The sequence below is a fragment of the Nonomuraea aridisoli genome (assembly GCF_003236395.1).
GTDB classification, from domain to species: Bacteria; Actinomycetota; Actinomycetes; order Streptosporangiales; family Streptosporangiaceae; genus Nonomuraea; species Nonomuraea aridisoli.
In genome coordinates this window covers 14,433-27,596 of sequence record NZ_POUD01000030.1, presented here as the reverse complement: position 1 = coordinate 27,596, position 13,164 = coordinate 14,433, and the positions used below count along the sequence as shown (strand labels likewise).

The 13,164-nt window shown below is 72.3% G+C and carries 8 protein-coding genes; 5 read left to right on the top strand and 3 right to left on the bottom strand.

The window, feature by feature from the left end:
- Positions 1 to 53: 53 nt before the first annotated feature.
- The gene (locus tag C1J01_RS10415; protein ID WP_111178592.1) at positions 54 to 266 is read right to left on the bottom strand and encodes a hypothetical protein; all 213 of its coding nucleotides are present in this window, start codon (positions 264 to 266) and stop codon (positions 54 to 56) included.
- Between the two features lie 191 nt (positions 267 to 457).
- Here C1J01_RS10415 and C1J01_RS10410 point away from each other — a divergent pair, with 191 nt between their 5' ends.
- The 5 genes from C1J01_RS10410 (at position 458) to C1J01_RS10390 (ending at position 6,133) form a co-directional block, all read left to right on the top strand.
- Positions 458 to 1,276 (top strand): ABC transporter ATP-binding protein, encoded by an 819-nt coding sequence (locus C1J01_RS10410; RefSeq protein ID WP_111178590.1) that lies wholly within the window; start codon positions 458 to 460, stop codon positions 1,274 to 1,276.
- Positions 1,277 to 1,287: 11 nt separating this feature from the next.
- On the top strand, positions 1,288 to 2,280 hold the full coding sequence (locus C1J01_RS10405; protein WP_111178588.1) for an ABC transporter substrate-binding protein: 993 nt from the start codon (positions 1,288 to 1,290) through the stop codon (positions 2,278 to 2,280).
- Positions 2,277 to 4,373 (top strand): iron ABC transporter permease, encoded by a 2,097-nt coding sequence (locus C1J01_RS10400; RefSeq protein ID WP_111178586.1) that lies wholly within the window; start codon positions 2,277 to 2,279, stop codon positions 4,371 to 4,373. The genes C1J01_RS10405 and C1J01_RS10400 overlap by 4 nt, the downstream gene beginning before the upstream one ends.
- A gap of 245 nt (positions 4,374 to 4,618) precedes the next feature.
- Entirely contained in the window at positions 4,619 to 5,074 is a 456-nt protein-coding gene (locus C1J01_RS10395; RefSeq protein WP_111178584.1) for a hypothetical protein, read from the top strand.
- 261 nt (positions 5,075 to 5,335) lie between these two features.
- Positions 5,336 to 6,133, top strand: a complete 798-nt coding sequence (locus tag C1J01_RS10390; protein ID WP_111178582.1) for an endonuclease/exonuclease/phosphatase family protein — start codon at positions 5,336 to 5,338, stop codon at positions 6,131 to 6,133.
- 45 nt (positions 6,134 to 6,178) lie between these two features.
- On the opposite strand, the gene C1J01_RS10385 is transcribed toward C1J01_RS10390, so the two are convergent.
- Both C1J01_RS10385 and C1J01_RS10380 read right to left on the bottom strand, forming a co-directional pair.
- The gene (locus C1J01_RS10385; RefSeq protein ID WP_220039835.1) at positions 6,179 to 11,737 is read right to left on the bottom strand and encodes a GH92 family glycosyl hydrolase; all 5,559 of its coding nucleotides are present in this window, start codon (positions 11,735 to 11,737) and stop codon (positions 6,179 to 6,181) included.
- A gap of 244 nt (positions 11,738 to 11,981) precedes the next feature.
- Positions 11,982 to 12,938 carry an ROK family protein gene (locus C1J01_RS10380; RefSeq protein WP_111178578.1) on the bottom strand — a complete coding sequence of 319 codons (957 nt, stop codon included), beginning with the start codon at positions 12,936 to 12,938 and terminating at the stop codon, positions 11,982 to 11,984.
- Positions 12,939 to 13,164 lie beyond the last annotated feature (226 nt).

The following is a 13,164-nucleotide window of genomic DNA, read 5'->3' as shown; positions in this document are numbered from 1 at the left end:
GGATCCCAGCGGTGAAGTCGGACGATGCGCATGTCATCGTACGAGTCGCCAAGTCATATGACAACACGGTGCTGGACGACGTACTCGATCGCCCCGGCCACCAGCGCGGCGTCCTTGGCGACGACCTGGACGTGGTTGCCCGGCGCGGTCGCGAAGACCGTCACCAGCTCGTTCGCCGCCGTGGCCGTGGAGACGGCGGCGCGCATCCGGGCGTTGTCCTCGGCCGGCGCGCCGGAGGGCCGGTCGAGCCCGGCCGTCTCGATCACGCGGCCGACGTCGCCGATCGCGGCCCCGAGGGAGTAGTCGGCCGACCTGCCGGACCTGCCGCGCCCGCGGGCGTCGAAGGTGACCGCGCGGTGCCTGCCGCCGATCAGCCGCAGGACGGGGTATCCCAGCCCTTTCGGATATGCGGGGACCAGGGGTAATCTTTCAGGAAAGGTTAGGCTAACCTAAGCCCATGACCGAGGAGATCGCCCTCCGCGGCGTGGAGCTGCGCCTCAGCTATCACGGCACCCCCGTGGTCGAGGACGGACGCATCACGTTGCGCCCGGGCCACGTGACCGCCCTGGTGGGCCCGAACGGCAGCGGCAAGTCCACGCTGCTGCGCGCGCTGGCCAGGCTGCACCTTCCCGACAGCGGCACCGTGACGCTGGGCGACGGCGCCGACGCGCTGCAGCTGACGGCGCGCGACTTCGCCGGGCGGGTGACCCTGCTCGCGCAGAGCCGCCCCACGCCGGGCGGCGTGCGGGTGTCGGACGTCGTCGGGTACGGCCGCCACCCGTACCGGCGGCGCTGGCGGGCCGCCGACCCCGGCGGCGCGGCGGCCGTCGCCAGAGCCATGGAGCTGACCGGCGTCACGCCGATGGCCGACCGGCCCGTGGACGAGCTGTCGGGCGGCGAGCTGCAGCGCGTCTGGCTGGCCACCTGCCTGGCACAGGACACCGGCGTCCTGCTGCTGGACGAGCCCACCACGTTCCTCGACCTGCGTTACCAGGTGGAGCTGCTGGAGCTCGTCCGCGACCTGGCCGACGGGCACGGCGTGGCGATCGGCGTCGTCCTGCACGACCTCAACCAGGCCGCCGAGATCGCCGACCACGTCGTGCTGCTGCACGAGGGGCGGGTCCGCGCCGACGGCCCGCCCGCGCAGGTGCTCACCGAGAGCCTGCTCAGCGACACCTACGGCATCCGCATCGAGGTCAGCCACGACCCCGGCACCGGAGCCGTGACCACCCGGCCGATCGGCCGCCACAGCAGAACCGCCCCCGCGACGACATGACAGGAACCACCATGCGCACCGCCCTGACGGCCACCCTGACGGCACTGGCCGCCATCGTCCTCCTCACCGCCTGCGGCACGACCGAGGCCCCGGTGGCCGAGCAGGCTCCCTCCGGCGGCGCGACGCCGTCGGCCGCCCCCGTGACCGTGACCGACAGCCGCGGCAAGCAGGTCACGCTGGACCGCCCGGCCACCCGGGTCGTCACCCTGGAGTGGGCCGAGACCGAGATGGTGGCCTCCCTCGGCGTCATGCCGATCGGCGTGGCCGACGTGGCCGGGTACGGCGTCTGGAACACCTCCGCCAAGCTCGACCCGTCCGTCAAGGACGTCGGCAACCGGCAGGAGCCCAGCGTCGACTCCATCAGCGCCCTGCAGCCCGATCTGGTCGTCATGGAGGCGGCGCGCGACTCCGCGCTGGTCTCCCAGCTGGAGTCGTTCGTGCCCGTGGTGGTGACGGAGGGCAGCGACGCCACCGGCAACCTGGCGCGCATGCGCGCGGACCTCAACATGATCGCCACCGCGCTGGACAAGACCGCCGAGGCCGGCAAACTGCTGGCCGAGTTCGACGCGGCGCTGGCCGAGGGCAAGCAGAAGATCGCCGCGGCGGGCGCCGGCGGCAGCCCGTTCGTCATGGCCGACGGGTGGAAGCAGGGCAGCACGATCTCGATCCGGCTGTTCGGCAAGGGCTCGCTCGTCTCCGACGTCGCCACCGAGCTCGGCCTGAAGAACGCTTGGACGGGCAAGGTCGACGAGATGTGGGGCCTCGGCACCACCGACGTCGAGGGCCTGACCTCGCTCAAGGACCCCGCGATCCGCTTCTTCTACAACGCCTCCGACGGCGACGACGTCTTCGCCGACGGGCTGGCCGGCAACGCCATCTGGAAGTCGCTGCCGTTCGTGGAGAAGGGCCAGGTCACCAAGCTGCCCGACGGCATCTGGACCTTCGGCGGCCCCCTCTCCAGCCGCCAGTACGCCGACGCCCTGGTCAAGGCGTACGCGGGGTGAGCACGGACGTCCTGACCCCGGCCTCTCCCGGGGCGCCGCCGGCCACGCCGCTGCGGCGCCTGGGCACCGCCGGGGTCGTCCTCCTGACGCTGGCAGCGACCGTCCTGGTGGCCGCCGTGCACGTCACGCAGGGCACCTCGTCGGTCGGCGCGCTCGACCTGCTGGCGCTGCCGTTCGGCGGCAGCGACGAGGCCGCCCGCGTGCTGCTCGCCTCGCGGCTGCCCCGGCTGCTGGCCGGCGTCTGCGTCGGCGTCGCGCTGGGCGCGGCGGGGGCGCTGCTGCAGGCGGTCGCCCGCAACGCGATGGCCTCCCCCGACACGCTGGCCGTCAGCGCCGGGGCGTACCTGGCGGTCGCCGCCGCGGCGGCGTTCGGGCTGACCCTGCCGGTGTCGCTGTCGGGCGGGCTCGCGCTCCTCGGCGGGCTGGGCGCCGCGGCCCTGGTGCTGGCGCTGTCGGCGGGCGGGCGCACGGGGACGACCCGGCTCATCCTGGCCGGCTCGGCCACCGCGCTGGCGCTCAGCTCGCTGACGAACCTGTTCATGATCCTGTTCGAGCAGGAGACGACCGGGCTGTTCGCCTGGGGCAGCGGCTCCCTCGTGCAGAGCGACCTGGACGCCGTCACCCAGATGGGGCCGGTGATCGCCGTCGCGCTGGCGGCGGCGGTGCTGGCCGGGCCGCGCCTGGACATCCTGGGCCTGGGCGACGACACCGCCACGGTGCTCGGCGTGAAGGTGCGCCGGCTGCGCCTGTGGCTCACCCTGCTGGCGGTGCTGCTGTCGGCCGCCGCGGTGACGATCGCGGGGCCGATCGGGTTCGTCGGGCTGTGCGCGCCGGTGATCGTGCGGCTGCTGCCCCGGTCCATTCCCGGGCTGCACCGGCACCGCGTGCTGGTGCCGATGTCCGGGCTGGCCGGGGTGCTGGTCGTGCTGGGCTCCGACATCGCGCTGCGCGCCCTGCTGGGCGCGCAGGCCGGGGTGGAGGTGCCGCCGGGCGTGGTGACCACCGTGCTCGGGGCGGCCGTGATGATCTGGCTGGCCCGCCGCTACCGCGACGCGGGCCCGACCCGCCGTCCCCCCGCGGTCCGTACGGGTGCGACGCGGTCGCGGACGGCGTTCGCCGCCGTGGTCGCCGTCTGCGCGGCCCTGCTGGCGGGGGCGCTGGTCCTCGGCATGCTGGGCGGCGACAGGTGGCTGCTGACCGGCGACATCGCCAACTGGCTGCAGGGGCGCAGCGGGCGGGCGCTGACGTTCGTCCTCGACCAGCGCTGGCCGCGTGTCATGGCGGCCGCGCTGGCCGGCACCGCGCTGGCCGTGGCGGGGGCGGCGGTGCAGGCCGTGTGCCGCAACCCGCTCGCCGAGCCCGGCATGCTGGGCGTCACCGCCGGCGCAGGCGTGGGGGCGATCTCGCTGCTCACGCTGGCGCCGCTGGCCGGCATCTGGACGATGTCCGCGGCGGCGGGCGTGGGCGCGCTGGTCACGTTCGCCGTGGTGTACGGGCTGTCGTGGCGCGGCGGGCTGAGCTCCGACCGGCTGGTCCTGATCGGCGTCGCCGTGCAGGCGGCCTGCACCGCCGGAACCGTGCTGATCATCGTGCTGTCCGACCCGTGGAGCACCGCCAAGGCGCTGACCTGGCTGTCGGGCTCCACGTACGGCCGGGTGCCCGAGCAGCTGATCCCGGTCGCGCTCGCGCTCGTGGTGACCGTGCCGCTGCTGGCGTGGCTGCGCCGCGACCTCGACCTGCTCTCCCTGGACGAGGACACGCCGCGCATCCTCGGCGTCCCCCTGGAGCCGGTCCGGCTGGGCGCGCTCGCCTGCGCCGTGCTGCTCGCCGCCACGGCGGTGTCGGCGGTGGGGGTGGTCGGCTTCGTCGGCCTGGTGGCCCCGCACGCCGCCCGCGCCCTGGTGGGGGCGCACCACGTGCGGGTCCTGCCGGTGGCCGCACTGCTCGGCGCGCTCCTGGTCAGCCTCGCCGACACCCTTGGACGTACGGTCATCGCCCCCGCCCAGATCCCTGCCGGCCTGGTCACCGCCCTGATCGGCACCCCGTACTTCGTCTACCTCCTCTGGCGCGCCCGCGCCCACCGCGACGCCTAACCCTCCATATTCCATGAATGCGCACAGACAAATAGCAGGAGAAGACACCGGAAAATAACATGTGCGCCGCCCGCTAATGTTGTCGCCTGTTGACCCTGTGGCGGCGCACGACTCCCGGTGAGCCGTCCCGCGAACTCAGTACGACAGTCCGGCGAGAAGGCTTTCCGAGACTTCTTTCTCCACCGATAGTGGGGTGGTGCCGCTTTCCCGTGCACCATTCCCGGCGAACAGGAGAAAGGGACTTCATGAACAGCTTCGACGCCATCAAGGACCGGCTCGTCTCAGAGGCCCAAGCCCTGGAGCCCCGCACTCGGACTGCCAAGGAGGTGAAGGCGCTCTTCAACGAGGACGCCTGGAACGAGAACGTGATCAACACGGTCAACGACTACCACGACGACGTCCACAGGTCGCACGAGCGCCTGTCGCACCTGTACGACCTGGTCACGGCGGCCGAGCAGGAGCGCGTCACCTCACGTCCGGATCCCGAAGAGTTCAGCAGGAAATGGCGGATCATCGAAGAGCGGCAGGCCGAGCGCCTGAAGGCCGACCAGGAAACTAATGTTCAGATCGGGCAACTCTTCCAAGAACTGCTGGCCTGCCTCAGGGAAGCGTCAGTCGAGCAGGGCGGCGATACCCGCCGCACGCCCGAGCAGAATCCGCCCCAGCCGATGGAGGAACCGGGATTCTGGAACAAAAGTTGAAGCGTTTCTCCGGCGCTTGTCCGGACGCGACCGAAACGTTCTCATCGGGAAACCCCGAAAGGGAAGAAAACCATTCCGGCGCTCCCGAACGGGTCACAAAAACCTTCGCACGGATACACGATCCGTAACCGGTCACGGCCCAGGGACCCGCGTGGACGGACGGCCGGAAGGATCGGCGCGGGGGTGACCGCGGCGTGAGGGAGCGGTGAACTCTTTTCGAGCAGTCTTTCGGATCACGGTGCACGCCACCACAATGACGCCGTGATCCGATTCTCCCTGACGCGTCCGCGTGCCCTGATGCTCGGCGGTCTGACGGCCGCCGGGCTGCTGCTGTCCCCCGCCGCCGCCATGGCGCAGCCCGGGAACGCGCAGGACGCGCGCCCGCCGTACTCGCTGCTGCAGATGAACATCTGCGACAGCGGGTACGCCGGCTGCTTCGCCCGCACCCAGTACCCGAAGGTCCTCGACGAGGTGGTCGAGCGTGTCCAGGCCGACGACGTCAACGCGGTCACCCTCAACGAGGCGTGCAGCGGCGACGTGGCCGAGATCGCCCGGCGCACCGGCTACCACTACCGCTTCGCCACGGTGATCTACAACGGCGCCCCGCTGGCCTGCAAGACGCCGGGCGGGCGCGGCGAGTTCGGCAACGCCGTGCTCACCAAGGAGGCGATCAAGGCGTCGCAGGACGAGCCGTACTCGGTGTTCAGCGGGGTGGAGCAGCGGCGCTGGCTCTGCGTGACCACCGCCCGCGGCGTGGACGTGTGCACCAGCCACCTGTCCACCGACGGCGAGGCCCCCGGCACCGCCAACTCCACCCAGTGCGCCGAGCTGGGCCAGGTGCTCGCCTCCCGCGGCCGCCCGACGATCTTCGCGGGCGACGTCAACCGCCGCGCCTCCTGCGCCCCCGAGGGCCACTGGACCCTGACGGACGCCGCCGCCACCCAGGCCCCCGGCATCCAGCACGCCTACGGCACCCTCACTTCGCCGACCCTGGAGCTGGAGCCCGCGACGTACACCGACCACGACGCCCTCGTGATCCGCGCCGGCCTGCCCAAGTGACCGAAGAGCCGCCGGTGAGCGTCCCGCTCACCGGCGGCTCGGGTGTCAGTCCGAGGTGACCTCGAAGGGGGCCTCGATGCCGGTCTTGGACACCGCGCCGGTCAGCGTGACGCCGGCCGGGCCGGGCCGCGCCGTTCCCGGGACGCTGAGGGTCGCGCCCGAGATGACGCCGTCGCCGTTGGCGTGCACGGTCATGGACGCCAGGCCGTCACCGAAGCCGATGGTGACGGCTTCCTTGGGCGCGAATCCGGAGCCGTCGACGACGATCGCCGTGCCGCGCGGCCCCGAGGTCGCCGACAACAGCGCCTGCGGACGGTACGTCCGCTTCTCCGGCTCCTCGGTCACCTGGACCGTGGCCGTCGCCGGCGTCCGCGACGACGTGCCGGCCGCGGTGACGGCGTACCGGCCGGGCGGGGCGTCGCCGGACGCCTCGACCGACGCGCGCACCGTTCCCGTGGCCGAGGCCCGCACGGTCAGGCTGCGCGCCGGGCTGGTGTCCAGCTTGACCGTCACCTGCTCTCCGGCGGCGAACCCGCTGCCCTCGACGGTGACCGGGTCACCGGCGACGGCGGAGGCGGACACCGAGATCGACGGCCGCGCCCCGGCCTGCGCCACCGTCACGGTGAACGTGCCGGTGGTGCTCGACAGCGTGTCCCACGCGGTGACCCGCACCGTGTACGTGCCGTCCTGCGCGTAGGTGTGCCGACCGGTCATCGCCCCGGACGCGTCGACGGTGACGTCGTCGGGGACCGTGCCGTCACCCCACTGGACGCGGGCGTGATAGCCCTCCGGCCCCGCGACGCCGCCGGTCACGGAGCCGAGACCGGTCGAGAGCGTCTGTCCCGGAGCGGCCGTCCGGTCCTCGAGACCGCTGATCGCCAGCGCGGCGGCGGGGGTGCCGTCGTCGGCGACGGCGAACACGTGGATCCTGCCCGCCGATCCGGGGTCGCCGGTCTGCTCGGGCAGGGTGACCGAGACGAGCGTCTTGCCCTCCGGGATGCGGTACGGCGCGGTGGCGAACAGGAACGGCTGTGCGCTGTCCCGGCTCGTGCCGTGCAGCCGGTAGGCGGCCTTGGCGACGACGATGTTGCCGTACTTCGGCATGCCGGCCGCGTTGCCGCCCAGCGTCCAGTCGCTCAGCTGGATCGAGACGGCGGCGGTGCTGCCGTCGCTGAACGTCGCCGTGCCGGTCGTGCTCTGGTCGCCCTGCGTGCCGGCGCCGATGAACGAGATGTTCTTCGCGTCGTCCGGCAGGTCCAGCTTGATCGTCGCGCCGTTGCCGGTCGCGTTGTCGGGCTGTCCCGCCGGGACCGCCGGCAGGGTGAAGCGCAGCGCCGTGCCCGGCACCTCGTGCGAGCGGCCCTGTGTCACGCCCGCCGCCGCGAGTGCGGCCCGCGAGTACGCCCACGTCTTGGCGTCGCAGTCCGCCGCGAGCACGCCCTCGTCGCCGACGCAGACGGTGTCGAACGCCGCGGTGAGGCCGGAGTCCGGAGCGTACGCCACGTCCACGCCGACCGTGGCCGAGCCCCGGCCGGTCCCGTCGGTCACCGTGACGCTCGCCTGGTGGTGGCCGGGCTTGGCGTAGGTGTGCGAGCCGCGCACGCTGTACACGCCGCGCGAGCTCAGTGCCAGGGTGCCCGCGGTGGCCGGTGAGCCGTCGCCCCAGTCGATGGAGGCCTGGTAGCCGCTCGCGGTGCCCCCGGTGACCGTGGCCAGCGGCGCCGACACCTCGACGCCGGCGGTCGCCTGCACGCCGTTCGCGCCGGTGACCGTGATGGGGCCCCCGCCGAGCTGGACGTCGCCGCCGGCGAGGAGCTCGATCTCCGCGAGGTTGGCCTGCGCAGCGCCGACGGTCTTGGTCACGACCAGGCGGAACCGCGCGAACCGTCCCGGCTCGCCGATCCTGAACGGCCGGGTCTCGTTACGCCACCGGAACTCCTCGCCCTTGCGGGAGTCGACGGTGGCCCAGGTGATCCCGTCGTCGGAGCCCTCCAGCCGCCAGTCCGTGGGATCGCCGGCGCTCGCCCCGGAGGTGAGCGTGTAGGAGACCGGCGTCTGCCGGCCGCTGCGGAACGCCCAGCCGATCTGCGGCGTGCCGGAGGTGAAGGTCACCTGGGTGAGCGACGAGTCGTCGAACAACTTCGAGGCGTCCTGCCCGTCACCGGCGGTCGCGGTGCCGAGGCCGGGCCCCGTGGTGTCCTGGAACGGCTTGGGCGCCGCGTCGCCCTTGGTCAGCGACGGCGGCGCGTCGTTCTTGCCGGTGCCCCAGGACGACGGTTCCGGGCCCATCTGGAAGTCGATCCGGCCGCCGCGGGCGAGCGCGGAGACGTCGACGGACACGCCGCGCTGCTGCTTGCCGTTGACCTTCACGCTCTGCACGTAGACGTTCTTCGTGCTGTTGTCCTGGGCGGTGACGACGATGTCACCGCTCTCGCGGTGGACGGTCATCTGGGCGAACTGCGGGGAGCCGATGGCCCACTGGGACGAGCCGGCCTGCAACGGGTAGATGCCGAGCGAGCTGAGGACGTACCACGACGACATCTCGCCGTTGTCCTCGTCGCCCAGGTAGCCCTGGCCGATCTCACTGCCCACGTAGAGCCGCTGCAGGATCTCCCGGACGATCGCCTGCGTCCTGGCGGGCGCACCGGCGAAGTCGTACATGTACGGGATGTGGTGGGACGGCTGGTTGCTCATGCCGAGCTGGCCCATGCGCACCGCGCGGGCCTCCAGCATCTCGTGGATCAGGGTGCCGTAGCCGCCGAACCGGTCGGCGTTCTCCGGGGTGCTGAAGAACTCGTCGAGCTTCCGCTTCAGCGCCTGCTGCCCGCCGTACAGGTTGGCCAGGCCCCGGCCGTCGTGCTGCGCGGTGAACGCGAAGTTCCAGCCGTTGGTCTCGGTGTAGACGCCGCCCCAGTCCCGCGGGTCGCCGGGCAGGAAGTTGCCGCCGGCGTCGCGCCCGCGGAAGAACTTCCCGTTCTCGTCGAAGAGGTTGACGTAGTTGCGGGCGCGCTGCAGGAAGTACTCCGACTCCTCCCTCAGCCGCTTGCGCTGCGCCTTCGGGGTGTCCTTGTCCTTGGCCAGGGCCGCGGCCATGTTGCCGATGCCGTAGTCGTTGATGAAGCCCTCCAGCGCCCACGACACCGACTCGCCGGTGGAGGTCGGCGTGTAACCGAGGAACAACGAGGACTCGATGCCCTTGCGGCCGACCTCGCTGCGTCCGGACGCGACGGTCGCGTCCTTGACCGCGGCGTCGTAGGCGGCGAGCGGGTCGGGCAGCTCGACGCCGGTGAGGTACGCCTGCGCCAGGGAGACGTTCGCGCTGGTGCCGGTCATCAGGTCGGCGTAGCCGGGCGAGGACCAGCGGGCGATCCACCCGCCGTCCCGGTACTGCTGGACGAACCCGTCCGCGATCTTCGCCGCGACGTCCGGGTACAGCAGCGCGTACGCGGGCCACACCGTGCGGTAGGTGTCCCAGAACCCGTTGTTGACGTAGATCTGCCCGTCGACGATCTTGGCGCCGGTCTGCGTGGCCGTCGACGTGCCGGTGGGCGCCGACACCGGACTCGCGTACCGCCAGCGGGGTTCGGCGGCGGTGCCGGTGTTCTCCGACTGGGAGTTCGGATACAGGTTCAGCCGGTACAGGTTCGAGTACAGCGTCACCCGTTGCGTCTCGGTCGCGCCCTTCACCTCGACCCGGCCGAGCCGGTCGTTCCACGCGGCGGCGGCCGCGGCGCGGATCTGCTCGAAGCTCCTGCCGGAGACCTCCAGGCCGAGGTTGCGGTGTGCCTGGTCGACGGAGAGGAACGACGTCGCGAGGCGCAGCGTCACCTGCCGCTCGGCCGAGACGTCGAAGGTGGCGGACGTGGCGGAGGCGGCCGCCGGCGCCCGGTCGAAGGTGCCGGAGAGGAACATCCGGCTGCGCCCGGCCGACAGGCCGCTTCCGTTGTCGACCCAGCCGGTGAACGTGCCGTCGGTGCCGATGGTGAACGTGCCGTTGTGGAAGACGAGGCTTCCGGTGGCCTGCCCTGACGGGAAGGTGAACTGCATGATCCCGCCGTGGTCGGTGGGCGCCATCTGCGCGACGAGGCCGTTCTGCAGCGTGACCCGGTAGAGGTCCGGCCGCGCGGTCTCGTCGTCGTGGCTGAAGGCGGCCGCCCGGCCGCTGGGCGGCCCGGTGAGCGGCCCGCCGGCCGGCACCGGCATGACCGACATCTGGTTGCGGTCGCCCATCCACGGGCTGGGCTCGTGCGAGATCGCGAGTCCCTGCAGCGTGGGCAGGTTGGCCGCGTTGTTGGCCCGCTGGTAGTCGTACAGCCAGGTGTCGGACGCGGCGTTGGTGGTCGGGGTGAGGAAGTTGAAGCCGTTCGGCATCGCCGTGATCGGCAGGGTGTTGCCGCGCGAGAACCCGCCCGTCGCGTTGGTCCCGCGCCGGGTGTCGACGTAGTTGGTGAGGCTGGACCCGTCGATCGGCGACGGGGCGGCCGTCACGGCGAGGTCGTCCAGCCAGCCCTGGAACCGGGTGGACGCGGTCGCGGCGGGGTTGTCGTAGGCGAGCAGGATGCGGTCGATCGTCTTGCCGTTCGCGATCGCCCCGATGTCGGACCGCACCGCGTTCCACTGGTCGGCGTAGAGCACCTTCGCCGCGCCCTGCCCGGCGGCCGTCAGCGGGTAGCCGTGCTGGTCGAGCGGGGACAACCGGCTCAGGTAAGTGCCGTCGGTGAAGTGCAGGTCGACGGCGGCGTAGGTGGAGGGGTACCGGTCGTCGCCGCCGGTGAACTCCGGGAAGATCGTGTACGACAGCCGCGTCTTCGGCCCGACCGGGATGTCGACGTCGAACAGCTTGTTCGTCGCGTACGCGCGGCCGTCGGCCTTGGCGCCGCCCGAGTAGCGCAGCGAGGCCACTCCGGTGAACCCGGCCTCCGGTTTCATGGTGGGGCCGTTGACCGGGCCGGCGCCGGAGACGCTGACCATCGGGGCGACGGGCGGCATGACGTCCGAGCCGTCGCTGATGTTCCAGTCGGCGAGCTGGACGAGCGAGTCACCGGAGTTGGCGGTGATGTTCAGCCGGTAGTAGCCGTAGGCGGTCGTGTTGCCGAAGGCGTAGGTGTTGCCGGCGAACCGGCCGCTGAAGGTCACCCCCGTACGCCTGTCCAGGTCGGTCCACGTGCTGCCGTCGTTCGAGCCCTGCAGGGTGAAGTCCCTGGGGTCGCGGCCCGGCGCGTCGTTGGCGGAGGTCAGCGAATACTTCACCACCACGGCGGGCTCGACCAGCCGGTACGTCACCCAGCCGGTCCGCTCGAACGCCAGCCACTTGGTCGACGGGTCGGCGTCCTTGAGGTTGGCCGCGGTCTCGCCCGGCGCATTCTCCGCGCTCGCGGTCACCGCGCCGATCCGGCCGAGCAGGCTGCCGGGCAGCTCGGTGGAGCTCGATCCGGTCACATTCGACTGGACCGGCCTGCCGTCCGCGCCGACCTCGACGGTGCTCTGCGCGGGTCGCGGATCGGCGGACTCGAAGGAGGAGGCGAAGTCGCCGGGTGGCGCCGCGGCGCTCGCCCCCTGCGCGGGGACGAGCACCCACAACGGCAGCGACAGCGCCGTGGCCACGGCCAACCGCCGGGCTAAGGAGGGATATGGCATCACGAAGGGCCTTTCGACTCGACCAACATCGAGTGCGTCGAACGTCGGGGTGAACAGCGACGGAGCGGGATGTCGCGCCGGACTCGCCGGGATGGCCGGCCGTCACGGAAGGGCACATCCGGCTGAAGATCGCCGCTAGCCTGTCCACCTCAGACAACGTTGTCAAGCCTCATCGCGTAACCTCGCCGCCACGCGCCGTTCGTCCGGGACCTCAGGCGAGGGAGGCGACGCCGCGGCCGACGTACGCCTGCGGGACGAGCACCAGCGCCGCGGCGCCGACCAGGCCGGCCGCGCCGCCGAGAGCGGCCGTGGTGACCGTCAGCCCCTGCAGGAAGCCCAGCCGGGCGTGCTCGGTGATGGCCGCCCGCAACGGCGGGAAGAGCAGGTCGTGCGCCGCCGCCACGCCTCCGCCGATCACCACCCGGGACAGGTCGGCGATCGCCGCCGTCGAGACGATGCCCGCCGCGAGGGCGTGACCGGCCCGCCGGAAGGCCTCACTCGCGCACGGGTCGCCCTCCCGGGCCGCGGCCGCCAGCTCCACCCCGGTCGGCGCCGGCACGGGCGCCCGCCAGCCCTCCTTCAACGCCCACTCCACCATGCTCGGCCCGCTGCTCATCGCCTCCACGCAGCCGCGTCCACCACAAGGGCAGGGAACACCGTCGAGGTCGACGACCACGTGGCCGATGTGGCCGGCGTTGCCGGTCGGACCGGCGACCAGGCGACCGCCCTGGATCAGGCCGCCCCCGACACCCGTGGACACGACGATGGTCAGCAGATCGTCCGCACCCTGCCCGGCGCCGCGCCAGTGCTCCCCCGCCGCGGCGCAGCTGCCGTCGCCGGCGAGCCGTACCGGCACTCCCGGGACGAGCTCGGCCAGGCGTTCCAGCAGGGGGAAGCGGCGCCAGGCCGGGATGTTGACCGGGCTGATGGAGCCGTCGGGCAGGTGGATCGGGCCGGCCGAGCCGACGCCGACGCCGATCACCCGCGCCGGGCCGGCGGCCGCGCGCAGCTCGGAGACCAGTTCGGCCACGGGCCGCCAGACCGTCTCGGGGTCGGGCGAGACGGCCGTCGGCCGTACGCGGCGGTCGGCGACGGTTCCGTCGGGGGCGATCAGACCGGCGGCGACCTTGGTGCCCCCGATGTCGAGGGCGAGGGCGAAAACGGACACGAGACTCCTAGGAATGCGTCGAGACAACGTTGTCACAGTAGCGGCCACCGCCCGAATACGGTTCCTCCCGTGGCCCGGGCCGACAGGCAGGGCCGCTCGGCGGATCCCCGCGTTGACGTCGGGATGCGTTACGAAATGGCCACATCAGTTGACACACTCGTCACGTCGGAGCAGTCTCTACCCGCTGCCCGATGACAACGATGTCACGACGATCTAGGGGGAAGAC

Excerpts from the sequence above, each read along its gene's own strand:
- C1J01_RS10405 (WP_111178588.1), top strand. The coding sequence starts at position 1,288 with ATGCGCACCGCCCTGACGGCCACCCTGACGGCACTGGCCGCCATCGTC.
- C1J01_RS10395 (WP_111178584.1), top strand. The coding sequence starts at position 4,619 with ATGAACAGCTTCGACGCCATCAAGGACCGGCTCGTCTCAGAGGCCCAA.
- C1J01_RS10410 (WP_111178590.1), top strand. The coding sequence starts at position 458 with ATGACCGAGGAGATCGCCCTCCGCGGCGTGGAGCTGCGCCTCAGCTAT.